Annotated in this window: 22 protein-coding genes; 7 read left to right on the forward strand and 15 right to left on the reverse strand. The window is 53.3% G+C overall.

The genetic code is table 11. The features are described from left to right. Positions 1-503: 503 nt before the first annotated feature. From murP to gltP, 4 genes are all read right to left on the reverse strand, one after another. Complete coding sequence (gene murP / locus AC1MDE_RS11495) at positions 504-1,943, reverse strand: PTS N-acetylmuramic acid transporter subunit IIBC (RefSeq protein ID WP_058960095.1); 1,440 nt, start codon at positions 1,941-1,943, stop codon at positions 504-506. Continuing rightward, on the reverse strand, positions 1,943-2,854 hold the full coding sequence (murQ, locus tag AC1MDE_RS11500) for an N-acetylmuramic acid 6-phosphate etherase (RefSeq protein ID WP_058960094.1): 912 nt from the start codon (positions 2,852-2,854) through the stop codon (positions 1,943-1,945). Before murQ ends, murP begins: the two co-directional genes overlap by 1 nt. A 150-nt stretch (positions 2,855-3,004) precedes the next feature. Next, positions 3,005-3,409, reverse strand: a complete 405-nt coding sequence (locus AC1MDE_RS11505) for a type II toxin-antitoxin system HicB family antitoxin (protein ID WP_479401250.1) — start codon at positions 3,407-3,409, stop codon at positions 3,005-3,007. 719 nt (positions 3,410-4,128) lie between these two features. Beyond that, the gene (gltP, locus tag AC1MDE_RS11510; RefSeq protein ID WP_058960091.1) at positions 4,129-5,430 is read right to left on the reverse strand and encodes a glutamate/aspartate:proton symporter GltP; all 1,302 of its coding nucleotides are present in this window, start codon (positions 5,428-5,430) and stop codon (positions 4,129-4,131) included. A gap of 581 nt (positions 5,431-6,011) precedes the next feature. Between gltP and acs the strand changes: the two genes are divergently transcribed. From acs to AC1MDE_RS11525, 3 genes are all read left to right on the forward strand, one after another. After that, positions 6,012-7,967, forward strand: coding sequence for an acetate--CoA ligase (gene acs, locus AC1MDE_RS11515; protein ID WP_058960090.1), 1,956 nt, complete (start codon positions 6,012-6,014; stop codon positions 7,965-7,967). Between the two features lie 173 nt (positions 7,968-8,140). Further along, on the forward strand, positions 8,141-8,470 hold the full coding sequence (locus AC1MDE_RS11520) for a DUF485 domain-containing protein (protein ID WP_479402894.1): 330 nt from the start codon (positions 8,141-8,143) through the stop codon (positions 8,468-8,470). Continuing rightward, positions 8,467-10,119: a cation acetate symporter gene (locus tag AC1MDE_RS11525; RefSeq protein ID WP_182058968.1), complete on the forward strand. Its 1,653-nt coding sequence runs from the start codon at positions 8,467-8,469 to the stop codon at positions 10,117-10,119. The genes AC1MDE_RS11520 and AC1MDE_RS11525 overlap by 4 nt, the downstream gene beginning before the upstream one ends. A gap of 83 nt (positions 10,120-10,202) precedes the next feature. On the opposite strand, the gene AC1MDE_RS11530 is transcribed toward AC1MDE_RS11525, so the two are convergent. From AC1MDE_RS11530 to AC1MDE_RS11540, 3 genes are all read right to left on the reverse strand, one after another. Then, the gene (locus AC1MDE_RS11530; protein WP_034826879.1) at positions 10,203-10,748 is read right to left on the reverse strand and encodes a YfaZ family outer membrane protein; all 546 of its coding nucleotides are present in this window, start codon (positions 10,746-10,748) and stop codon (positions 10,203-10,205) included. Between the two features lie 120 nt (positions 10,749-10,868). Next, a complete protein-coding gene (locus tag AC1MDE_RS11535; RefSeq protein WP_034826881.1) occupies positions 10,869-11,564 on the reverse strand; it encodes an LrgB family protein in 696 nt (231 codons plus the stop codon). Then, the gene (locus tag AC1MDE_RS11540) at positions 11,557-11,982 is read right to left on the reverse strand and encodes a CidA/LrgA family protein (RefSeq protein ID WP_034826883.1); all 426 of its coding nucleotides are present in this window, start codon (positions 11,980-11,982) and stop codon (positions 11,557-11,559) included. The genes AC1MDE_RS11535 and AC1MDE_RS11540 overlap by 8 nt, the downstream gene beginning before the upstream one ends. A 104-nt stretch (positions 11,983-12,086) precedes the next feature. On the opposite strand from AC1MDE_RS11540, the gene AC1MDE_RS11545 reads away from it, so the two are divergent. After that, positions 12,087-12,989: a LysR family transcriptional regulator gene (locus AC1MDE_RS11545; protein WP_058960088.1), complete on the forward strand. Its 903-nt coding sequence runs from the start codon at positions 12,087-12,089 to the stop codon at positions 12,987-12,989. Positions 12,990-13,019: 30 nt separating this feature from the next. On the opposite strand, the gene AC1MDE_RS11550 is transcribed toward AC1MDE_RS11545, so the two are convergent. The 4 genes from AC1MDE_RS11550 to soxR form a co-directional block, all read right to left on the reverse strand. After that, positions 13,020-14,669 carry a Na+/H+ antiporter gene (locus AC1MDE_RS11550; protein WP_058960087.1) on the reverse strand — a complete coding sequence of 550 codons (1,650 nt, stop codon included), beginning with the start codon at positions 14,667-14,669 and terminating at the stop codon, positions 13,020-13,022. A gap of 139 nt (positions 14,670-14,808) precedes the next feature. Next, positions 14,809-16,158, reverse strand: a complete 1,350-nt coding sequence (locus AC1MDE_RS11555) for an NCS2 family permease (RefSeq protein WP_479397962.1) — start codon at positions 16,156-16,158, stop codon at positions 14,809-14,811. Between the two features lie 714 nt (positions 16,159-16,872). Beyond that, a complete protein-coding gene (locus AC1MDE_RS11560) occupies positions 16,873-17,535 on the reverse strand; it encodes a glutathione S-transferase family protein (protein WP_479397961.1) in 663 nt (220 codons plus the stop codon). A 44-nt stretch (positions 17,536-17,579) separates the two neighbouring features. Beyond that, positions 17,580-18,056 (reverse strand): redox-sensitive transcriptional activator SoxR, encoded by a 477-nt coding sequence (gene soxR, locus AC1MDE_RS11565; protein ID WP_034826898.1) that lies wholly within the window; start codon positions 18,054-18,056, stop codon positions 17,580-17,582. 97 nt (positions 18,057-18,153) lie between these two features. Here soxR and soxS point away from each other — a divergent pair, with 97 nt between their 5' ends. Both soxS and AC1MDE_RS11575 read left to right on the forward strand, forming a co-directional pair. Continuing rightward, positions 18,154-18,582, forward strand: coding sequence for a superoxide response transcriptional regulator SoxS (gene soxS, locus AC1MDE_RS11570; protein WP_034826899.1), 429 nt, complete (start codon positions 18,154-18,156; stop codon positions 18,580-18,582). Between the two features lie 252 nt (positions 18,583-18,834). Continuing rightward, positions 18,835-19,116, forward strand: a complete 282-nt coding sequence (locus AC1MDE_RS11575) for a YjcB family protein (protein ID WP_034826901.1) — start codon at positions 18,835-18,837, stop codon at positions 19,114-19,116. Positions 19,117-19,171: 55 nt separating this feature from the next. Here the strand turns inward: AC1MDE_RS11575 and AC1MDE_RS11580 are convergent, their stop codons facing one another. Continuing rightward, on the reverse strand, positions 19,172-20,122 hold the full coding sequence (locus tag AC1MDE_RS11580; protein WP_034826903.1) for an ATP-grasp fold amidoligase family protein: 951 nt from the start codon (positions 20,120-20,122) through the stop codon (positions 19,172-19,174). A gap of 8 nt (positions 20,123-20,130) precedes the next feature. Beyond that, positions 20,131-21,387, reverse strand: a complete 1,257-nt coding sequence (locus AC1MDE_RS11585) for an oligosaccharide flippase family protein (RefSeq protein WP_058960083.1) — start codon at positions 21,385-21,387, stop codon at positions 20,131-20,133. A gap of 527 nt (positions 21,388-21,914) precedes the next feature. Here AC1MDE_RS11585 and AC1MDE_RS11590 point away from each other — a divergent pair. Further along, positions 21,915-22,310: a transposase gene (locus tag AC1MDE_RS11590; protein ID WP_034826907.1), complete on the forward strand. Its 396-nt coding sequence runs from the start codon at positions 21,915-21,917 to the stop codon at positions 22,308-22,310. Positions 22,311-23,213: 903 nt separating this feature from the next. On the opposite strand, the gene AC1MDE_RS11595 is transcribed toward AC1MDE_RS11590, so the two are convergent. Both AC1MDE_RS11595 and AC1MDE_RS11600 read right to left on the reverse strand, forming a co-directional pair. After that, a complete protein-coding gene (locus AC1MDE_RS11595; protein ID WP_479397960.1) occupies positions 23,214-24,167 on the reverse strand; it encodes a DMT family transporter in 954 nt (317 codons plus the stop codon). Positions 24,168-24,239: 72 nt separating this feature from the next. Further along, positions 24,240-25,070, reverse strand: a complete 831-nt coding sequence (locus AC1MDE_RS11600) for an AraC family ligand binding domain-containing protein (protein ID WP_479397959.1) — start codon at positions 25,068-25,070, stop codon at positions 24,240-24,242. Between the last annotated feature and the right edge of the window lie 58 nt (positions 25,071-25,128).

A 25,128-nucleotide genomic window follows, 5' to 3' on the forward strand; every position in this document is an offset into this window, starting at 1 on the left:
GATGCAACGGCAGGAATAACACCAACCCCGATGAGCAATTAATTTCTGAGAGCCACTGTGTGAAGAAAGTCTGGTGCAGCGAATAAGCGGTTAAAACTGTTTTTATAGATTAATTGGCTTTAGGTATAGACTTTTCTGCCATCGGACGCAAAAGGTAAATAGGGGTAACCCATTGTCATAATGGCGAAATAATTGTGAGGCGGGGTAAATTATTGGCAATAATTGAGTCCAGGAGTTTCCAATAATTAGCCTGCTATCTTATTAATATTTTCTTTATTTTTTTTTAGCAGTTTACTTACGAATGGCACGGCATGTTCGGCGATATCCGCGTCAGGCTAAGCGATACGGCGAATCGCAAAAATGTGACACGCATCACATTTAAAATCATCCAATCATCAAGGTTTTGCCGGCGTACCCCCCTAGCAGCACGACATATCAGGCTTCATTCCAGCTTCACCGTAGCGGCATAATGTCGTGTGCTGCTACGGTGAATAACAATGGCGTTAGCTGAGATCGACGCCTTTGGTTCCGCCCCACCAGGTAAAGGCAAATCCACCGACCCACGCCACGATTAATCCGGCGAGATACACCGCCATACCGGCAAAGATCCCCTGTGAAGAGGTCATCAGCGGCAACGTAACTAATCCGGAAGGCCCAAATACCGTATTCATCCCCACCGGCAGACCAAGCCAGGCTACCAGACCAATGAAGAATCCACCCAGCGCACCGCCACAACAGGCAGTAATAAATGGCTTCAGGCGCGGCAGCGTAACGCCATAAATCAACGGTTCGCCCACGCCCAACAGGCCCGGCACTATTGCGCCCTTGATTTGCGTACGCAGCAGCGAGTGCTTATCGGCCTTGCACCACAGCGCGAGAGAAGCCCCAACCTGACCCGCACCCGCCATCGCCAGAATCGGGAATAATGAGTTAAAGCCCTGGGTTTCCATCAGCGCAAAATAGACCGGGATGAAACCCTGATGAATCCCGAACATCACTGCAATTAAAAACAGACCGGCCAAAATAGCGCAGCCAAAGGGATTGTTATTGAGATGAATAAACAACCATGACATGCCTTTAAATAACTCACCGCCAATCGGCATAATCACCATAAAGGTGATGGCGCCGGTAATTAATAACGTGAGTAACGATGTTAAAATCATGTCGAGATTATCGGGGATAATTTTACGCAGTTGTTTCTCAATCCACGCACCGAATATCGCCGCCAATAATACGCCGATAATATTGCCGCGCGGGTCAATCGCCATGCCAAAGAAATCTGACATTCCGCTGTAATAACCCACGGTGGCTTTTGGCATATAACCGAGCACAAACAGTGAAGCGATAATGGCACCGTTCACGCCGGTGCCACCAAAGGCTTTCTGCGCGTTATAACCAATGAGGATGCTCAGGAAGGTGAACAGCCCCTTGCCGAACACTTTCATGTAGGCCACGGTATCCAGCAGCCACTGCGCATGTTCACCGGGCTGGTTGAGGTGGAAAATCTGCTCAATCAGTGTGGCAAATCCCAACAGCAAACCGGCACCAATAAAGCCGGGAATCAATGGCGTGAAGATGGTGGCGAAGCAGGAGAGAAAACGGTGCAGCGCGCTGGTTTGCTTCGCTTTCATCTGCTGCTTTTGGGCAGCAGCAATAGTGCTGAGATCCTGCGGTTTTTCCGTTTCATCGCTATCCAGTAATCCCTGCATTTTCTCAGCGGCGGTTTGCGCTTTGCCGGGCCCCAGTACGATTTGCAGCTGCGCATCACTGTCGATCACCCCCAATACGCCGGGCAGCGTTTTCAGTTGGGCATGATCGACTAATGTGGCATCCGCGAGCGTCAGGCGCAGACGCGTCATGCAATTGCCGCACTGCACAATGTTATGTGCGCCTCCCACCGCTTGCCGAATATCGCGCAGTAATCCTTCGGTGATGGCAGCCATTATTGCGCTCCTGCGTCACGCAACGCGTTACGGATAAAGCCGCTGTTTTGCTTCAGCAGCGCCTGGGCCTCGCTGGCATCCAATCCTGCCAGCACCATCACAATCGCCGTTTTGCAGTGACCGTGACACGCGTTCAGCGCCTGCTGCGCGGTGGCATCGTCGCAGTCAGTGGCCTGTTTGACGATGTTGATTTGGCGCTGCACCAGTTTTTGGTTAGTGGCTTCGACATCCACCATCAGGTTGCCGTACACCTTGCCACTGCGGATCATCGCGCCGGTGGTCAGCATATTGAGCACCAGCTTTTGTGCCGTACCGGCTTTCATACGCGAAGAACCGGTGACCACTTCTGGCCCCACTACCGGGGTGAGTGCCACATCCGCAGCCTGTGACATTGGGCTGTTAGGATTGCAGGTTAACGCCGCGCTAAATGCGCCCTGCTGTTTCGCATAGGCTAACGCGCCCAATACATAGGGTGTACGGCCACTGGCGGCAATCCCCACCAGTACATCATTAGCGTTGAAATCGATGTCCTTTAAATCCTGTGCGCCCTGTTCTACGTTATCTTCCGCGTTCTCCACCGCCTGCAAAATCGCGGTGTGGCCGCCAGCAATTAAACCGACGACCTGCGAGCGCGGCGTGCCAAAAGTCGGTGGGCACTCGCTGGCATCGAGAATACCGAGGCGGCCTGACGTGCCCGCTCCGCAATAAATGAGGCGCCCGCCTTTACTGAAGGCTGCAGTAATCGCATCCACCACCTGCGCAATCTGCGGCACAATCGCTTCCACTGCCAGTGCCACTTTTTTGTCTTCATCATTAATGACGCGCAACATCGCTTCGGTGGGTAGCTCGTCAATGTTTTGGCTCGCTGGGTTACGCCCTTCGGTGATCATCTGGCTCAGGTCGATCTGCATCACGCACTCCTGTAAAAGAATAATTTATTCGAAAAACTATATACTATTTTGAATTGTTAATTCCTGATCGGTCATCATGTTTTTGTACTTTTTGCAGAGGCTGGCAAAAAAAAACCCGCCGGATGGCGGGTAGATGTTTAGCTATGTTGGTTACGCGTTCGCTAATTCTCTGCGCGCTAACTCCGCCAGGAAACCGCTGCGCGAACCATATTCGCGGTGGGATTCGACATAACTGTCAATTTTGCTGAGTAGATTTTGTGGCAAAGTGATATTGAGCTTTACCGCTTTACCTTCATAGCCACTCAGATCGATCTCCACAAATGCCCAGTAACCTCCCTGACAGGCTTCATCATGAATGTGAGTCTCAATATCTGCCGCTTTAGGGATGGCTTTGCTGGCATCCGCTAAAGATTCTACGTGTACATCAATCGCGTTAAATGCATCGCGCAGCGCATCATCTACGCTTTTGCCTGCAAAAAAACATCCCTCCACATCTGGCACAAAACCTGACCAGCTGTTGTCCTCTGTCCTATGCAGATAAACGGGGAATCTCATGTTCAGTCCTCACTAAAAAGGAATATTTGAGTGGTTATAGTGGGTATAAAATTAAGCATGATTCAGGCAATGGAAAATACAGGACGCGTCTTGGATAGTAAAAAAACAGCTGAATGACGTGCATTGTGCAATAACGCAGTCTGGGGCCGCTTAGGGTCTGGCGTCCTCACGCCGCTAACGCGGTGCCCTCACGTCATTCGTCTGCCTGACGGAACGGCGGGGGATGGCACATCCATGTGCCGCCCCGCCTTCCGCCCGCGTCCTGCGGGCTATCCTGGCAGACTTATTCTGTTAGGCGCTGCGGATTGCCCGTCCCTAAGCGGCCCCAGCCTGCTCCTGAACTTTTGTGCGTTTTGCTAAAAAGGCACCAATATAACTGGCCGTAGCCCCTCTGCGGCGGCAAGGACTATCCGCAGCGCTGAGGCTTTTACGTTGGGCCAGGAGCCAGGCGCAGGGATACGACTGGCAGTTCGGGTTGGCCAGGATGGCCTTACCCGAACGATCCGTCGGCACGACGTGGAAGCCGAAGGCACCGCGTCAGCGGCGCGAGGACTGACCTTGTAGCCGCAGAGGGGCTAAGGCCCGCACCCACGTACAAACAAAAAAGGCTGCCATTTATGAAAATGGCAGCCTTACAGGAACTCTACTTAACTAACAATCCATTCACCAAATGGCGAGGCTTGAGCGGCGCGATGATGAAACACTCACTTTATCGTGCCTTAACTGGCTTTCTGTGTGCGCAGTTCCAGCTCGTAGGCTTCGGCCTGCCTGGTGTCGAACTGGTTTTCCCAGCGTGCAATCACCAGCACCGCCAGCGCATTACCGATCACATTCAGCGCAGTACGCGCCATGTCCATGATGCGGTCCACACCGGCGATAAACGCCAGGCCTTCCAGTGGAATACCCACGCTGCCCAGCGTTGCCAGCAGCACTACGAAGGAGACGCCCGGCACGCCAGCAATCCCTTTCGAGGTCACCATCAGCGTCAGCACCAGAATGATTTCATCGGTCAGCGACAGGTCGATACCGTACAGCTGCGCGATAAAGATCGCCGCGATGCTCTGATACAGCGTTGAACCATCGAGGTTGAATGAGTAACCGGTCGGCACCACGAAGCTGGTGATGGCTTTCGGCGCACCGTAGGCTTCCATCTTCTGCATGATGCGTGGCAGCACGGTTTCTGAACTGGAGGTGGAATAGGCCAGAATCAGCTCATCTTTCAGGATGCGCATCAGCGTGGTAATACGCAGTTTACACATGCGCGCGACCGTTCCCAGCACCACGAAGGCAAAGAACAGAATCGCTACGTACACCAGTAGCACCAGCTTGGCCAGCGGATAGAGCGAGGCAAAACCAAAGTTGGCGATAGTGACCGCAATCAGCGCAAACACACCGACTGGTGCATAACGCATGATCATGTGCGTCACTTTAAACATGGTTTCAGACACTGAACGGAACACGGTCACCAGCGGATCACGATGTTCTGAAGGCAGCGCTGACAAGCCCATACCAAACAGCACCGAGAAGAAGATAATCGGCAGCATGTCGCCCTTCACCAGCGAGGCGAAAATGTTCTGCGGGATCAGCGACAGAATGGTGGTCACCAGGCCGTGAGGCGCCCCCTGTACCGCTTCCGTTGTGGCTTCGTATTTAGAGATGTCCACCGTTACCAGCGTAGACATATCAATGCCGCTACCTGGCTGGAATACGTTGGCCAGCGTAATGCCGACCACAATGGCAATGGTGGTGATCACTTCAAAATAGACGATGGTTTTGACACCAATACGCCCCAGTTTTTTCGCATCGCCAACGCCAGCAATGCCGACAATCAGGGAGGAAATTACAATCGGCACCACAATCATCTTGATCAGATGAATGAAGATGTCGCCTGCAGGGGTGAGAATGTTAGTGATTAACCATTCACGATCGTCTGGCTGATTATGCAGCACGGTTCCGACGATAACGCCGAGAATCAAGGCAATCAAGATTTGCCAGGCAAGGGTGAGCTTAAAACCTTTCATAACGCGTTACTTTCCTCAGTAAAAACCCCTTTGCTCCTCTGCGAAGCTGCAGAAGACATGACGCACAGGGAAGTGAGCAAAAGCCCGATAAAATAGAGGGTTATAGTGGACTGCATCAGACACTGCTGCGTAAGCATTTTGCGCCTGCGCGATGATGCAGCCTGAGTGGATACCTGCTGAACAGGGCCGAGATAAGTACCATTTTCACTGCGGTAATTGCAACCCCTGGGGGGTTAGCGTAAATCCTGCGCAACTGAGTAGCATAAAATGCTGACATTAACTTTTAGTCATAACTCGCTGTTATGAAAAGTGTTAATTCGATAATTTTCCGCATAGCTATTCAATTTCGGGCAAAAAACCGCCTGGCGCGTTTGCTGATTATTTAACCAGAGACAACGTCTGATTCCGCGAAAAATCCCAGACTGGGCCTCATTGGTTTCCGTGATGAACAGTATGAATTCGGGCGCTTTTCAGGCATACAAAAGGTCGTGATCCAGACTACAAAACAGAAACAAAGCCCAGTCACGCTCTTCAATTAACCTTTGATTGACATATGATTAACATCTTCAAGGAGGTCAGCCATGAGCCAAATACATAAGCATCCTGTACCCGCTGCCGTTGCAGCGAATGCCCTGATTAATGCCGACCAGTATGCGGCGCTGTATCAACAATCGGTTGACGATCCCGACGCCTTTTGGGGTGAACAAGGTAAAATCCTCGACTGGATCAAACCTTACAGCAAGGTGAAAAATACCTCTTTTGCACCGGGCAATATTTCTATTCGCTGGTATGAAGATGGCGCGCTGAATCTCGCCGCCAACTGCCTCGACCGCCATTTGCAAACGCGTGGCGATCACCCGGCGATTATCTGGGAAGGCGATGACGCCAGCGAAAGCAAAACCATCACGTTCCGTGAACTGCACGGCGACGTGTGCCGCTTTGCCAACGTGCTGCTGAGCCTTGGCGTGAAGAAAGGCGATGTGGTCGCCATCTACATGCCGATGGTACCGGAAGCGGCCGTGGCGATGCTGGCCTGTGCGCGTATTGGCGCAGTGCACTCCGTCATTTTCGGCGGTTTCTCACCGGAGGCGGTGGCCGGTCGCGTAGTGGATTCCAACGCTAAACTGGTGATCACCGCAGATGAAGGGGTGCGCGCCGGACGCAGCATTCCGCTGAAGAAAAACGTCGATGATGCACTGAACAACCCGAGCGTCACCAGCGTGAAAAACGTGGTGGTATTCAAGCGCACCGGTAAAGACACCGGCTGGCATGAAGGCCGCGATCTTTGGTGGCACGAGTTGGTGGCGAAGGCCAGCGATCAGCACGAACCGGTCGCGGTTGAAGCCGAGCATCCACTGTTTATCCTTTATACCTCCGGTTCCACCGGCAAACCGAAAGGCGTGCTGCATACCACCGGGGGTTATCTGGTGTATGCCGCCAGCACCTTCAAATATGTGTTTGATTACCATCCGGATGATGTCTACTGGTGCACCGCCGATGTCGGCTGGATCACCGGACACAGCTATCTGATTTACGGCCCACTGGCCTGCGGCGCCACTACCCTGATGTTCGAAGGTGTGCCGAACTGGCCGAAGCCGAGCCGTATGGCTGAAGTCGTCGATAAACATAAGGTGACGCTGTTGTATACCGCGCCAACCGCCATCCGCGCCCTGATGGCCGAAGGCGACAAGGCGATTGAAGGTACCAGCCGCAGCAGCCTGCGCATCATGGGTTCCGTCGGTGAGCCAATCAACCCGGAAGCCTGGGAGTGGTATTACAAGAAGATTGGCGACAGCCGCTGTCCGATTGTGGATACCTGGTGGCAGACCGAAACCGGTGGTTTCATGATTACGCCGCTGCCAGGCGCGATTGAGCTAAAAGCCGGATCGGCCACCAAGCCGTTCTTTGGTGTGCAGCCCGCCTTGGTGGATAACGAAGGCAATGCGCTGGAAGGGGCGACTGAAGGCAATCTGGTGATCAACGATTCGTGGCCAGGACAGGCGCGTACGCTGTTTGGCGATCACGATCGCTTCGAACAAACCTACTTCTCCACCTTCAAAAACCGCTACTTCAGCGGAGACGGCGCACGCCGTGACGAAGATGGTTACTACTGGATCACCGGCCGCGTCGATGACGTGCTGAACGTCTCAGGCCATCGTCTCGGCACTGCAGAGATTGAATCGGCGCTGGTGTCACATCCGAAGATTGCGGAAGCGGCGGTTGTGGGGATTCCTCACAGCATTAAAGGCCAGGCGATCTATGCTTATATCACGCTGAACCACGGCGAAGAGCCCTCGCCAGAGCTGTATACCGAAGTGCGTAACTGGGTGCGTAAAGAGATCGGCCCGATTGCCACGCCGGATGTGCTGCACTGGACCGACTCACTGCCGAAAACCCGCTCCGGCAAGATTATGCGTCGTATTCTGCGCAAAATCGCGGCGGGCGATACCAGTAATCTCGGCGATACCTCAACCCTGGCCGATCCGGGCGTGGTAGAGAAATTGCTGGAGGAGAAGCAGTCCATCACCATGCCGTAACCGGCATCGACGCGACGGAGAGTGTCAGCCTGTTCACGGCAGGCTACTCTCCGTCATCCCTACCTTACGCCGTACGCTTTTCACCATCGCAAAACCTATATAACTAGAATATTCAGCAGTTTAAATCATTTAACCGTGAGATATCTGCCTGCCTTTCCTCTGGAGAAACTGTGATGAACGAAGCCCTAAATCAACCGGAAGCAGTCTGGCAACAAATCGAGAGTAACCCGCGTTTTCAGGAACTGGTGCACAAGCGCCAGGCCTTTGCGCTGTTGCTCAGTATCATCATGCTGGTGTTGTACGTCGGATTTATTTTGCTGATTGCCTTTGCCCCTGGCTGGCTCGGTACGCCGCTGCATGAAGGCACCAATGTCACACGCGGCATCCCCATCGGCGTTGGCCTCATTGTGGTGTCGTTTCTGCTCACTGGCGTCTATGTCTGGCGCGCTAACGGCGAATTTGATCGCCTGACCAAACAAATCCTGAGCGAGGTGAAATCATGAAGCGCCTGTTCTCAGCCTTGTTAGCGATAGTGCCTGCCAGCGTGTTTGCCGCCGACGCCATTACCGGCGCAGTGCAAAAACAGGCCACCAACTACGAAGCCATCATCATGTTTGTGGTGTTTGTGGCGGCGACGCTCGGCATCACCTATTGGGCCTCCAAACGCACCCGTTCACGTAGCGATTACTACACGGCGGGCGGCAATATTACCGGCTTCCAGAACGGTCTGGCGATGGCGGGTGACTTTATGTCTGCGGCCTCGTTCCTCGGTATCTCGGCGCTGGTTTACACCTCGGGCTACGATGGGTTGATCTACTCGCTCGGCTTCCTGGTGGGCTGGCCGATGATTCTGTTCCTCATTGCGGAGCGCTTACGTAACCTCGGGCGCTATACCTTTGCCGATGTGGCGTCATATCGCCTGCAGCAAAAACCGATTCGTACCCTGTCGGCCTGTGGCTCGCTGGTCGTCGTGGCGCTGTATTTGATAGCGCAAATGGTGGGTGCAGGCAAACTCATCCAGCTACTGTTTGGCCTCGATTATCACATCGCCGTGGTACTGGTGGGGATTTTGATGGTGATGTATGTGCTGTTTGGCGGCATGCTGGCCACCACATGGGTACAGATTATCAAAGCCGTGCTGCTGCTGTTTGGGGCCAGCTTTATGGCGATTATGGTAATGAAAGCCACCGGCTTCAGCTTCAACACGCTGTTTACCGAAGCGATGGCGGTCCATCCGAAAGGTGCCGCGATCATGCAACCGGGCGGTCTGGTGAAAGATCCGATATCGGCGCTGTCTCTTGGTCTTGGATTGATGTTCGGCACCGCTGGCTTACCGCATATTCTGATGCGCTTCTTTACCGTGGCGGATGCACGTGAAGCGCGTAAGAGCGTGTTCTGGGCCACCGGCTTTATGGGCTATTTCTACTTCCTCACCTTTATCATTGGTTTTGGCGCGATTCTGCTGGTCGGCGCAAATCCAGCCTTCAAAGATGCTTCTGGCGCGCTGATTGGTGGCACCAATATGGCGGCGGTGCATCTGGCGAATGCGGTGGGCGGCAGCCTGTTCCTTGGCTTTATCTCGGCAGTGGCTTTCGCCACGATCCTGGCCGTTGTTGCCGGGCTGACGCTGGCCGGTGCTTCTGCGGTTTCTCATGACCTGTATGCCAGCGTGATTCGCAAAGGTCAGGCGACTGAGCGTGATGAGCTGCGGGTGTCGAAAATTACCGTGCTGATTCTTGGCGTGGTGGCGATTGTGTTGGGTATCGCGTTTGAGAAACAGAACATCGCCTTTATGGTCGGACTGGCGTTCTCGATTGCGGCCAGCTGTAACTTCCCGATTATTTTGCTCTCAATGTACTGGTCGAAGCTGACCACGCGCGGCGCGATGATTGGCGGCTGGCTGGGATTGATTACGGCGGTTGTGTTGATGATCCTCGGGCCGACCATCTGGGTGCAGGTGCTGGGGCATGCCACCCCGGTCTATCCGTATGAGTATCCGGCGCTGTTCTCAATGGCGGCAGCGTTTATCGGTACCTGGCTGTTCTCGATTACCGATCACTCCAGACAGGGTGCTGAAGAGCGGGCTAAATTCCGTGGTCAGTTTATTCGTTCACAAACGGGCGTAGGCATTTCGCAGGGCAAAGCGCACTAAACAAAAAATGCCGCCCAAATGGGCGGCATTCAGTTTGTGCGATGATGAATCCGACGCGCCATCAGGTGCATCGGGTTTCATCATTAAAAACGCAGTGACGCGCCCACGTATGGGCCATCGACCAGCACGTTGTCTTTGCGATCGCCTTTGTTGTTCAGCTCGATGTACTGATAACCCACACGCAGATTCAGCAGTGAAATCGGGGTGAAGCTCAGACCACCAGACGCTTCTTTGTAGCTGTCCAGACGATCGGAGAACGCTTCCGGCGCGTAGTAGTATTCGCCGTACAGGCCCCACATGCTGTTGAAGTTGTACTGTGCACCGGCACCTACAGCCACGGTGAAGCCATCACGACCATCTTCCGGATGGGTGAACAGTGCTTTGGCGGTAGGGGCAATGCGGAAGTCGCCAAAATCGATGTTGTAGCCCGCGCCCAGACCGTAGGTGCTGCCATCGTGATCGCTGCGCAGCCAGTTGCCTTTCAGGAACAGGCCAGGAGAGGTGGTGCCGAGGCCAAGGTTCAGGTTGGTGCTATGCTCACCCACGTCAACACTGCCCTCAATTGCCTGCGCGCCGCTGCTCAGCAGTGCCAGACCCAATACGCTTCCAGTAACAAGTTGCTTAAACATATGATTCCACTCCATGAAGGACAAATAAGTCGGCGCAAAGGGTAACAGCCTGGCAGCAGGAGACAACTTTATTTGGAAACCTTTACGTAAAAATCGATGACAGTGCGCAAAAAGCGACCATCAGGCCGCCCATAACAAGTGGCTCAACAGCGGTGCCAGAATCACCGTCACCACGCCTGACAGCATCATTACCAGGCTCGATACCACGCCCTCTTGCTGACCTAATTGATAAGCGCGAGCCGTTCCCGCACCGTGCGACGCAGCACCAAATCCGGCACCTTTTGCCACGCCCTGTTTGATGGCGATACGCAGAAACAGCACATCGCCTACTGCCATGCCAAACACCCCGGTGATCACCACAAACAGCGCCACCAAATCCGGCTGGCCGCCAATCGGTAATGCAGCCGCCAATGCAAATGGCGTAGTAATCGAGCGCACCGCGAGGCTACGCTGGATGGTTTCCGGCAGCATCAGCAGTCGCGCCAGCCATACCGAACTGCACACCGCCACCAGCGTGGCGGTTAACACGCCGACACTCAGCGATAGCCAGTGGCGCTTGATGATCTCCAGGTTCTCATACACCGGCACCGCAAACGCCAGCGTTGCCGGGCCCAGCAGCCAGATAAGCCAGTGGCTTTCCGCGATGTAATCTTTCCAACTGACGTGTGTCAGCAGTAGCAGCGCCACCAGCACCACCGGCGTCATTACCAGCGGCATCAGCAGCAATGTCTGTTTGCGGCGATAGAGGCGTTTGTTGACGTAATAGACCAGCAGCGTCAGCGCCAGACACAGCAGGCTAATGATGAAATCAGCCATGATGTGCCTGCTTACGCGCCGCACGCGCCAGTTCGAAGCGGTACAGACGATCCACCACCAGCGAGGTCGCCGCCAGCACTAATAAGGTACTCACCGCAATCACCACACAGATGCGCCAGCCTTCGCTGCGCAATAAATCGCTGTAATTGACCACCGCCACCACCGCAGGAATAAAGAACAGCAGCATTTCCGCCAGCAGCCAGTTGGCCCCGGCTTTCACCCAACGCAGCGGCACCACGCGTGTCATGATCAATAACAACAGCAGTACCATTCCCACCACATTGGCAGGCAGCGGCAAATGCAGCCAGCTCACCAGTTTGTCGCTGGCCATAAACAGGCCGATATACAGCACCAACTGCAATGGCACAAAAACACGTTGCAGGATGTCCGTTCTGCGCGGACTCAATGCAAGCGCCATTTTCCTTCTCCCCAGAATTAAACGTTGGGCTTAGTATAAATCCGCGTCAAACTGTGAAAGAAATGAATTAAAATTATTCAAACTATGCCAAAAAGGAATGCTTGATGGACGTCCGCGCCCTGCGCTATTTCACCGAGGTGGTACGCCAGCAAAGTTTCACCCGTGCCGCTGAGAAGCTGTTTGTCACGCAACCTACCATCAGCAAAATGCTGCGCCAGTTAGAGGAAGAACTCGGCTGCACGCTGCTGCTGCGTGAGGGCCGCAAGCTGCATCTCACCGACAGCGGTCAGGCGGTGTATCAACGCGGGCTGGCGATTCTGCAGGAGTTTCATCAACTGGAAGCGCAGATTGGCGATATCAATGAATTGAAAACCGGTGAACTGCGGCTGGGCATCCCGCCGATGGTCGGGATGCAGATCGCCGGTTCGATCTCCGCGTTTCGCCGCCGCTATCCGGGTGTGCAGTTGAAGATTGTTGAGTCCGGCGGCTTAACGGTGCAGCAGGCCGTGCTGAACGGCGGGCTGGATATCGCCCTCACTGCGCTGCCGGTCGATGCGGATTTGCCGCTCAATACGCTGGAACTGATGCGTCATCCTTTGTGCGTGCTGCTGCCGCGCAGCGCGCAGTGGCTCAATCGCAGCAGCCTGGGTCTCAAGGAACTGGCGGCTCATCCACTGCTGATCCTGAATGAAGAGTTCTCGCTTAATCGTCAGTTGATGAAGGCATTTCAGCGTCAGGGACTGACGCCGGAGATTGCGGTGCGCAGTGCGCAGTGGGATTTCCTGGCAGCAATGGTACAAGCCGAAATGGGACTGGCAATTTTACCCGAGCCGATTTGCCAGCGGCTGGATAAGCAATCGCTGCTGTGGTTGCCACTGGAATCGGAGTTGCAGTGGAGTCTGGGTTTGATCTGGCGAGAAGGCAGCTATCTGTCGCGCAGTGCGCAGGCGTGGATCGATTGCTGCCGCGAGCATTGGCCGGACGCGCCGCCACGGTTATCAGTGTAGCGACGCTATATGCCAGCTATTGAGCTGTGCTTACTCCTCTTTCTCAATCAGCAACGCTTCCAGCAGATCGAGATCGCGCAGCAGCTTCTGCATCGTCTCATTAGAAATCTCCTGCGTCGCGCGCAGATGGTAAACCTCGGCGCGCTCGGCACGCAGGGCATTGAGGCGGAAACGACGCTCCAGGTTTTCGGCAAACAGCGCCTGATCCACCTCATCTTTGCCCACCACGCGGCGGCGCAAATTGCCAATCACGCGCAAACTGACCTCTTTTAACAGCTCCGGATCGATATTCTCTTCCGCATCGTTTTCCAGCCGCTGCTCCATTTTGTGCAGGCTCTCAATCGCCACATTGGCCATTGCCGCACGCGCATGCTGGATTTCACGGCGATGTCCCGATTTATCGGTGCTTTCCATACCGCGTAACAATATCGGCAGCAGAATCACCCCGACAAACAGCGAGAACAGAATCACGCCGGTGGCAATAAACACCAGCTCATAGCGCGCCGGGAACGGTTCGCCATTGCTAAGAAACAGCGGAATCGACAGCACACCGGCCAGCGTAATGGCACCACGCACACCGGCAAAAGAGGCGATGAGCAACTCGCGGAAAGAGTAGTTAGAGAATTCCAGCGGCTTCTTCTTCAGGAAACGCAAACTGGCACGTTGCATCATCCACAACCAGCCAAAGCGCACGATCATCAAGGCGATATACACCAGGGCAACATCGGTGAACAGCATCCACAGCTCGACGTTCGGATCGGCATTGGCTTGCGCGACGGAGGTTTCCAGAATGTCCGGCAGTTGCAGGCCCAGCATCAGGAACACCATGCCGTTAAACACAAACTCCAGCATCTGCCATACGCTATTCGCACGTAAACGCATCGCCAGCGGTGCCTGGCGGATAATGCCAGAGCGCGTGATGGTCATACCCGCCGCAACTGCCGCGAGGATACCTGACACGCCCAGATGCTCAGCAATCAGATAAGAGGCGAAAGGCAGCAGCAGCAGTAGCACGGTTTGCGTCGCCGGATCGTCACCGCTCCAGCGGCTCAGCAGACGCAGCGAGCGGCCATATAGCCAGCATACCGCCACACCCGCGACCAGACCGCCGATCGCCACTTTGAGGAACTCCACGCTGGCGCCACCCCAGGTAAACACCATGGTGCCCATCGCCACCGCGACCGCAAACTTCAGTGATACCAGGCCGGATGCGTCGTTCATCAGGGCTTCGCCCTGCACAATCGACATGATCTTTTTCGGGATGCGCCCTTCCCCGACAATGCCGGAGAGCGCCACGGCATCGGTAGGTGACAGCACCGCAGCCAGCGCGAAGGCAGGGATCAGTGGAATACCCGGCACCAGCCAGTAAATCAGATAACCAATTCCGACCACGGTAATCAGCACCAGCACCAGTGCCAGGCCCATGATTTCGCGTCCGTGGTGCAGGAATTCGTTAATCGGCGTTTTCCAGCCATCGGCAAACAGCAATGGCGGAATGAACAGCACGAGGAACAGTTCGGGGTCAAAATCGACATGCAGGCCAAAGCTCGGCACGGCCAGCAATGCACCAGCGGCAATCTGCACCAACGGCAGGGGAATTTGGAACGGCAATATGCGCGCCGCCACGCCGGAGAGTGACACCACCAGCGTCATGATGAGAATAGTAAAGAAGATTTCCATGCTTTCCTTAGGCGAATCAATTTCATTAAAGCGATGTTGTTGCGCAGGAAAGTGTAAAACAAAACGCCGCACAAAGGGGCAACCCTGCGTGCGGCGTGAACCAGAAAGAGACTTATCTGGAAATAAGCGCGTTTAAAAGTCAGATGGCCCAGCCACCCGCGTAGAAGGCCACCAGTGCAACAGCAATCACCACGGTTCCCACGTTCAGCCTGCGCCATTCACCCGCAAAGAGGCGGCCAATCACCAACGAGCTGAAGCCGAGCATGATGCCGGTGACGATGTTGCAGGTCAGCACGATGAACACAGCAGTGACCAAACCTGACATCGCATCGACGAAATCATTGAAATCGATTTTCGCCACATTGCTTAGCATCAGCAGGCCAACGTACATCAATGCTGGTGCCGTCGCGTAGGCCGGTACCAGATAGGCCAGCGGGGACATAAACAGAATCAGCAAGAACAACAGACCGACAACGATCGCTGTCAGGCCAGTTTTACCGCCCGCTGCCGTTCCGGCGGCCGATTCGATATACACCGCCGCAGGCGAAGCACCGACTAAACCGGCAAACAGACTGCTGACGGAGTCGGTGGTCAACGCGCGGCCACCGTTAATGATCTGGCCGTCTTTATCCAGCAGATTCGCCTGGCCCGCCACTGCACGAATGGTGCCGGTGGCATCAAATACCGCGGTCATCACCAGCGCCAGCACACTTGGCAGCACCACCGGTTGCAGCGCCCCCATGATATCGAGACTAAACATCGCGGATTGGCCATTGGCATCCTTCAGGCTCGGCATGGCAAACAGCCCCTGATAGGTCACCGCAGGATCAAAGATCAAACCCACTACCGAAATCGCTACGATGGTCAGCAAAATTCCGCCTGGCACACGACGTTTTTCCAGACCAAAGATGGCTGCCAGCCCAATCAGCGCCATGATCACCGGGAACGAGGTGAAGTGGCCGAGAGCCACCGGCAAGCCCGGCGCCGGGTTCTTCACAACCAGGCCAATACCATCGGCCGCAATCAGCAGCAGGAACAGGCCAATACCGACTCCCGTGCCGTGCGCCACGCCCATCGGCAGGTTACGCAAAATCCAGGCGCGAATCCCGGTGACCGAAATCAACGTGAACAGCAAGCCCATCAGGAATACCGCGCCAAGGGCAACCGGGACGCTAATGTGCTGGCCCAGCACCAGGCTAAACGCGGTGAAGGCGGTCAGGGAAATCGCACAGCCGATCGCCATGGGCAGGTTGGCCCACAATCCCATGATGATCGAACCAAAGCTGGCGACCAGGCAGGTTGCCACAAACACAGCGGTCGGCGAGAAGCCGGCTTTACCCAGCATACCCGGTACGACAATGACGGAGTAAACCATGGCTAAAAAGGTGGTTAAACCCGCCAAAATTTCCTGACGCACGCTGCTGCCGCGTGCCGAGATGTTGAACCAGGCGTCCAGTTTTCCACTGGCCGGGCGTGAATCGCCAGACATAGTAAATCCTCTGCGTTTTTTAAGATGTAATGAGCCCCACGGCCCGCGTTTGCGCATCATCCTGGTGAAGGTTCTCAAAGAGAAAAGAGGCAAACGTTTACGTGGCCGCGTATTCCAGGTCGTAAAAGGAGGACACGGAAAAAGGCAAACGATTATCTGGCGTTTGCTATGGGGTTTTCAACTACTAATCGATTATCAGGCAGGATAAAGCGCAGACTGACGCGGGTTAACAATGTGGTTACACTGCTTTTGGCGAAACTTAAGGGGTCGGAACTGGCTGGAAAATCTTGGTTTTTTCAATTTATCGCCTGGTTTTCCTCACCAACTGCACCCGAAGTATGAGGTTGCTACAATTTGAAGCGATGTCCAACTTGGGGTCCAGCAAATATCCACCCTAAGAGCAAAGCGTCCGCGCCATGGATGCGTGGAATATCAAAGCATGTTCCATTCATCGCAAAATTTTCCTCACCCACCGCACCAGAGGTGTGAGGTTGCTGCAACTTGAAGCGATAACCAAGTCGAGGCCCAGCAAAGGCCCGCCCGAAGAGCAAAGCGTCCGCGCCATGGACGGCGCGGCCGATCTGCATGGATGCGTTATTCCTTTGCGATCGGGCGGGCCTTTGTTGGGCATGGCACCCAACCCACAGCGATAATCCACAACACCCAACTCACAGCGGCTAATCCACAGCACTCAATCAACAGCAACTAACCAACTTAGCTGAACGAGATAACCCCGCCCTGCTCAATCGCGCGTTGCCAGGCAGCACGTTGCTGCATTGCTTCCAGCCAGCGCGCGGTGGACGGCATCTCATTCAGCGATCCCCGCACTTGCAACGCCAGCAGCGGGAAACTCATCTGCACATCGGCGATGCTAAACCGTGACCCGGCGAAATAACGATGCTGGCTAAGATGCTGCTCAATCACGTCGCCGTGCAGTTTTAGCTGCTTGTTCAACCAGGCCTTCTGAATCCCTTTGCTCAACGCCACGCCTGCCGGACGTAAAATCCACGGCACCGGCTTCTTCCCGAGTTGCCCAAACACCAGCTTCATCACCAGCAATGGCATCAGCGACCCTTCTGCGTAATGCAGCCAGTAACGCGCCTGAATCTGTTCATCCTCGTCCGTGATGGCGAACAAATGCTCGCTGTCATATTTCTGCTGCAGATACGCCAGAATCGCCCCTGACTCGGCGATCACCCGATTGCCATCAGTAATAACCGGCGACTTCCCCAACGGGTGAATTTTCTTTAATGACTCTGGTGCCAGCAGCGTGTCTTCGCGCTGATAACGTTTAATTTGATACGGCACCGACAGCTCTTCCAGCAGCCACAACACGCGATGCGAACGGGAATTTTCCAGATGGTGAACGGTAATCATGCGGTTTTCCTTGCCGGTCAAAGTCTCCCGGCAAGTATAGCGGATTAACCTTTGTGCTCGTCTTGCTCAGGATCGAGTAACACCGCCCCCGAACCTTGCTGTGCCAGACGGTCACCGGGATTGCGCAGTGGACAATCACGCATCGATAAGCAGCCACAGCCAATACACCCGTCCAAATCGTTACGCAGGCGCGTCAGGGTTTCGATACGCTTATCCAGCTCTTCACGCCAGTGCTGCGTCAGCGCATCCCACTCCTGCGTCGACATACGCTTGTTGGCTGGTACATGCATCAAACTGTCGCTGACAGTGGCCAGCGGAATACCGATGCGCTGCGCAATCTTGATAATCGCCACACGGCGCAGCACATCGCGGCTGTAACGCCGTTGATTGCCGCCATTGCGCGAACTGAAAATTAAACCTTTGGTTTCATAAAAGTGCAGCGCGGAAACGGCCACGCCGCTACGTTTCGCCACTTCACCCGGCGTTAACACCGGTTTTGGGTAATTGCGTTCTTTTTTCATTTAGGGCCTTTACCTCAAGTTAACTTGAGGAATTATACTCGCACCCCATCAAAACTTCGAATTTCAAACCCGATAAACCTTTCAGAAGGATGAGGCTATGATGCAACAGGAAATCATTCATTCACTGACACATTGGATCGATGAAAATCTGGATAAGGCCCTGTCGATCGACGAAGTGGCAGCAAAATCTGGCTACTCAAAATGGCACCTGCAGCGTATGTTCCGTACCGTGACGAAACAAACGCTGGGTGGCTATATTCGTGAGCGCCGCCTGACTCTGGCCGCTGAAGCGTTACGCCAGACCCAGCGTCCAGTGTTCGATATCGCGATGCAATACGGTTACGATTCACAGCAAACTTTTTCGCGCGTGTTCCGCCGTCAGTTTTCCCAGACGCCGACCGCCTATCGTCACACCATGCGCCGTCAGGCGATGATTCAGCGTCCGCGTCTGCTGAGTTTCGATTGCAGTGAAAACATGAACAGCTTTGCCCAGCGCACAACCGGCGAGTGCTGCCCGGTTCAGTGACATTCTGCGCGCCCTTCACGGGCGCACCTTCCCGCTTTGCCTCTGCCATCTCCCCCGCTTCGATAAAAATCTTTCTACCATACCAGGTATAAATTTTGTTCAAACTTTCAAATCGGGTGATATAATGTGACCCAAGTCACAGATTTACCCCCGCGTAAGACGGCCAGAAGGGCCTCCCTGACCCTCCTTCTTTGCCGCCAGTGATGTCCAATCAATGTCAGGGATATTACTGATTTGAAGAGGTTTTTGCAGATGGCTACGTTAACCACCAGTTTAATCGTCATGCGTTGGGAGCTACTCAGCGCCATCATGATGTTCTTTGCCAGCACCATGAAAATTAAACTGCGTCAGAACAGTCACCACGTGATGGCACTGATGTGCGGCGGTATTGGTGTAGGCATGTCATGCTGGTTCGTTACCGGCCTGCTCGGCATTACCCTCAGCATGGAAAATCTGCACAACTTCATGGAAATCTCCAAAAACGCCTTCGTTGAAGTGATGAGCCAGACGCCTGCTGATTGGCCGATGCCTTAATCGCAGCTAATAAAAAACCCCGCTAAGCGGGGTTTTTTATTTTGCTGTGTGATACTCAAATTTTCTTCAATACGGCTGGAATAGCGACTTCCGGCACCGTCACACCCGGTATCTGCGTACCGCGGCGGTCTTGAATCCACATATCACCCATCATCTGGTTTAATCCACGGTCCAACCCGGTTACCAACCCGGCACCTGGCGTAAACGTCAGCTCGCCAAAGTAAATCCGATCACCATCGATATACCAGTCCACACGCACATAATCAAAATCGCTCGCCAGGGTTTTACTCAGCGCTAATGCGTGCTGTAACTGCGCCATTTGTGGATTCACATCCAGCCCGGTATCGCGAATTTTGTGGTACGCCTCATTGAGGTTGTTCACATAAAAATTCATCGACAGTAACGGGTTACATCGGTTGTAAATTACCTGAAGCACATATTCAAAGCTGCCGTCACGCTTGTTGAACATGTGAAACTTGTAATCAATCGGCGCGGTTTTGCCATCACCAATGTACTGCTCCACCAGGATACGCGGCTTGATGTAGCGATAGTGAATCTCACGCGCTTCATTGGCAAAGTCGGTCTTCAACCAGCGATGGCAGTCACTGATAATTTTCTGCTTCTTCAGCGCATCCGGCTCTTCCAGCAGAATTTCCACCATATTGGAGCCGTGATTGGGCTTAATTACCGTGTTCTTCCAGCTCGGCAGCGTATGCAGCGAGTGCGGGTCGCTGGTCTCATACACCAGTGGGATCAGGTATTCGCTGCCCACTTTCTCGGCGATGTATTCGCGCACCGAATATTTATCCGACAGGCGGCCATAGATTTGGTAATCGCCAAAAACGAATTTCCGGTACAGCACCTTCTCATTAAACACTTTCGGTTGACGCAAATTGGGCAGTTTGCGGAATTTATGAAAGTAATAGATGCGGTCCTGGTAAGCCCAGGGCATCTTCTTGATGAAGTACTGGACACTTCTTCTGAGTTCATCTTTCAACTTGAGCATATCGGACCTCATTTGTAGGTTTTGTAGTTGAGTGAGGAAACTTGAATCTTCTGAATGACGCCGTTATTGAAGAAGTAATTCATTACGGTGAGGGACAGAAGTTCAGAGATGAAGACGCTCCAGGCGGCACCCATGATGCCGTAGCCCTGGATCAGCCACCACGACAGCGGCAGACTGATCACCATCAGGCAGATGATCTTCTTCAGCAGATAGTTAAATCCGCCCTCTTTCACCATGTAGCGATACGCTACGGTCCCCATTGCCGAAAAGCAGGTTGCTAACGACAGTAACGTAATGAGACTCCCTGACTGTGTGTACTCGTGACCATACAAAGCGATGATGATTTGCTCGCCATACAGCGCAATCACCGCTAACAACAACAATGAAACACCCATGACATAGCCGTTCAGCCGCGCAGTGAGCTTGATGGCGGCTGCTCCGCGCTCCCGGAATATCTCCGAGAAGCAGGAAGTGATGATGGCAACCGGAATGAATATCCAGGACGCCGAAATGGTATTGGCGGCAGCAAACAGGCCGAGGTCGCGAGCGGAGGCAATGCCCGCCAAAAACATCTGGGCCGCCTTAACCTGCACAGAAATGAAGATGCTGGAAATCGCCAACGGTAAACCTGCGTACAGCAGATAACGCAGGTAGGTATTGCGCTTCTCCTGTGGCGGCGCCATGTCCTGGTTTTCGCGATAAAAATTAGACCGTTTGATGACGTACGGCACCAGCGTGACCATGACAATCGACAGCGTCAGCCACAAGGGATTGAGATGCAGCCAGGCAATGGCGAAACTCAGGGTAAAGCCCAACAGCAGGCCGACCGAGTTGGCCACGGTGTTGAGTCGGGAAGCCAGACGCGCATTGTTGTAAACGCTGAACGTATCCTGCGTCACAAAAACGGAGGAGATAAACGAGGCCAGGGCAAATGCGAGGAAATTTTCCTGCATGTTGTACCACACCCAAATCAACACCGGGATAGAGGTCAGCAACAACAAGACCAACCGCATGGTGCGGGCCACCGCCATCAGCCGCAGGCCTTTCGGCGCGCTTTTGCTGATGCGTTTGAACAGGATGGTTTCGGTACCGAAAATCGCTACGGTCTGTACCATCGAGAACAACGAGGTTGAAAACGCCATCTGACCGAATATGGTAGGGCCAAATGACTTCGCCACGTAGGAGGTCACAAATATGACGCCGAACACCGAGACGATCTTCTCAGACATCATCCAGGCGGCATTAGACATTACGCTCAATTTCATCGACTGATCCTTAGTATTACTTACAGCAACTGCCTTTCGGTACAACGTCCTTGAAATGAATTAACAAGCGCTCAGTGGGCCTGACTTAAATTAATAACTTCAAACCAAACTGGTCCGAAAAATGAGACTCCCGTCAGGATTCTTTGAATGAATTCAGGAAAATTCCGATTAAACCTGGTGCGAAACTCTGCGGATGTAAACGATTTCAGCCTGAATTCGAAGCAAAGGTTTACTGGCACACCCTGTGATTTTCACAAACAGGTTATGCCGTATTTCCAATGATTGTAGTATTTTTCTGCATTTGGGATGAAATGAATCTATATCAAAAACCCAAAGCCAGGAAGGCGTTCAATGGCATTCAGAATAAAATAAGATTTATCCCATGATGATATTTATTCCAAATAACTTAATTTAAACCTCGCAATTCAAATCGCGCACTTTAATACTGCATTAATACTCTTTTTGCAGTACCAGATATTAATACAGTAATTCTCATCCACTAATTGATAAGAAAGGTAAGAGCATTTATGAGAAAGTCACGATATAGCGAAGAGCAAATCACAAATGCCATTAAAGCTTCTGAAACGGGAGTGAAAGTCAGGGAGATTTGTGAAGAGCTTGGCATTTCCGAGGCCACCTTCTACAGCTGGAAGAAAAAGTTTTCTGGGCTTTCTTCAGAAGAAGGGAGAAAAATCAAAGATTTGGAGGATAAACTACAAAACCTTACCCGTGAGCTACAGTCACTGAGTTCCGACAAAGAGATGCTGCAAAGCGTGCTGAAAAACTTCTTCACCACAAATGAGAAGCGGCAAGCTGTTAACTTCCTGCAAACCACCTTCGACATTGGAACGCGTCGCAGCTGCCGCTTGCTGGATATTAGCCGCAGTGTTTACCACTATCCTTCAGGCTCCGATAATCGTTAACACCATTAAGACCGTTGTTATTTGACTTAATGCTGAGATTTGTTCTTACCAGAAGAGATGAAGATCATTTAATTCGGCGTTCGTAACATAACAATTCGCACCATTTTTTCCTGATGAATATCATCGCGGATTTGCTTCCTTTTTTGCGGTAAAATTGATTCACATCAGCAAAAGTCTCGCTATTCAAGCCTTTTAGACGCAGCCCAGTCTCATTACGGTGAGATTGGTGCTTCGTTTTATTACTTAACTGATATTAATGATCAGGACTGAATACAGATAAATCTGTTAAGCAGTCATGAACAACGGCATGTAATCGCTCACACAATGACTCTTATTTTTATTGGACCTATCACTTTAAGTGATGATCACGGATTGCCATCTGGCCAGAGCGATACGCTGATAACCGCACCAGGATTATTCCGGATTAAAAACGTTATCACACCTAAACAATAACAGTAAAAAATGGCGACTTTTGGAAAATATCGCCCGGTAATTCATCTCTGTGTTTAATCATTTTTTCATGCAAATTCAGCGGATGTTTCTCAACACCTGAGCGGCATCTTGAGAAAATCGTGGCTCAAAGCGGTGATTTTCAGTGCCAAATCGCAATAAAAATGCAGATAGAACACCTTTTTAACCCTGCCGGCGCCGGCTTTTTTACCCTTCCCCGCGGGTTATCACCTCGTTTCCACCCGCTGGAGTGACCGGATTGCCCCCCTGAATGCAACATGGGTTATGACAAAGTGGGGTAAAAACAGGCAAGGATAAGCGAGGGAAAGTTATATCGCGGTGGTGACTGAGGATATAAATGGCGAAGAGGAGCGCAAAACAGAGGGGGCAAATTCCTAAAAACACTGAAGAAAGGGCTGCTGAGCCCCTCTACTCAGCAGCCAGAAATTCATGTTAAAGCGCGCTGACTTTCGGCTGCGGTTTAATACGCATGGCATAGATTACGCCAACGATGAGACAGCCAATACCGATGCCAGTGAGCAGCGGCGGCCAGCTCTGTCGCCAGAGGAAGGTCCACAGCAGACCCGCCAGCGTTTCGAACACAATCAGCGGCCCCATGATGACCGTTGGCACACGCTGGCTGGCCGCATTCCAGCATAGCGTGCCTAACCATGAACATATCAGCCCAATTGCCAGCATGATGAGGAGAAAACGCGTGGGCTGTGGGCCAAATGGCAGAGCGAACTCAGGCTGCTGCCAGTAAAGCTGACCGCACACGAATAAATAGAACACCAGCGCCAGCGGTAAGGTCACCAACCCTTGTGCCGTTGCCCAGCTACCGGCTTTATGCTGTGGATGCGCGCGCAGCCAGATGCCATTACGCAGCGGATACCAGGTCCAGCAGGCGACCGCTAAAATCGCCAGTAACAGCCCTGTCAGGTAGCGCGACCAGTCAAATTCCGGTCCCTGCATTTGCATCTCAGCGGCATTCACGCAGCCCAGGCCAGCAGCAATAATCAGTAGCGCCGGAAAGAGTTTACGCCAGGAAAGTCGCCCTTCAAGATGGCCGTAGCAGAGGTTGGCCGTCACGGTGATGACCACCGGCAAGGTGCCAATTATCATGGTCGAGATAGGCGCACCGGTGCGCTGGATAGCACTGGCGAGGCAGGCGTAATAGAACAGATTACCGACCAGCGACAATTTCAGCGCTTCCAGCCAATCTTTACGTGCCAGCTGTTTCAGACGGCGGCGATCCAGCCATGCCAGCGGTAATACCACCAGCCCAAAAGCCACGTAGCGTCCGGCCGATTGTAAGGTACCCGGATAGTCAGGTATCAGCAGCGGTCCAACAAAAATGAGCCCCCACATTAATCCTGCGGCAAGTGCAAACACGATTCCTGCAAACATTCTCTTTTCCTTTATCACTTTTCCGTCGCAGTGTGGCGTAACCGGATAATAAAGGCTTGTAGCAGATTGCGGTTAACGCGAGGGGAAAACTTGCTTTTGATAACGCCCTGGCGTGATGCCATAGCGGTGAGCAAACGCGCGCGTGAGGTGTGCCTGATCGGTCAATCCAACGGCCGCCGCTACCGAAGCCGCGCTTTCTCCCATTCCTAAACGTTGCTTGGCTTCGAACAGGCGAAAGGCCATCAGCATCTGATGTGGCGTAACATGGAAGTGTTGTTTGAAACTGCGGAGAAAATGCCACGGCGACAATGACGCCAGGGCGGCCAGCTCATCAAGACGAACCGGCTCCGCCAGGTTTTCACGCAAATAGGCTTTTACCGCATCAAAGCGATGGGCGCCCTCTTCGGGTCGGGATTTTCCCTGATGTGCCAGCGGGCGTAATAGCTCCAGCAGTTCCAGCAACAGACTCTCGCGTTCCAGCGCGCTTGTGGCTTGCCACATCTGTGCCAGTCGCTGGGAAAAGGGCTGCGCCAGGCGGACATCTGTGCGCAGCGCCTCACTAAACCACCAGTGACGATCGCCGGTAAGCCGCTCCATCTCCTGCGGATCAATATAGATCATGCGATAACGCCAGCCCTCATCACAGGCCGATTCCCCGGTGTGCAATTCATCAGGGTTCATCATCACCAGTGAATGCTGCGGTGCCGTATAGTGCGTGCCGCGGTAGCGAAAACGCTGTGCACCCGATTCAATGGTGCCGATACCGAAGGCTTCATGGGTATGCGGCTCAAAAGCGTAACGCGAGATGTGCGCCTGATACAGCTCGATACCCGGCAGTTCAGCAAAATGCTGGAACTGCGCCTGATCGCACTTATCAGGAAAGATTTCCGGAACCACCTTCACGTCACACCTCCTAAAAACAGGTTAATTAGCATGCGCGGCGGCGAGATGAAATGCAAAA

This window comes from Pantoea folii (assembly GCF_056678875.1).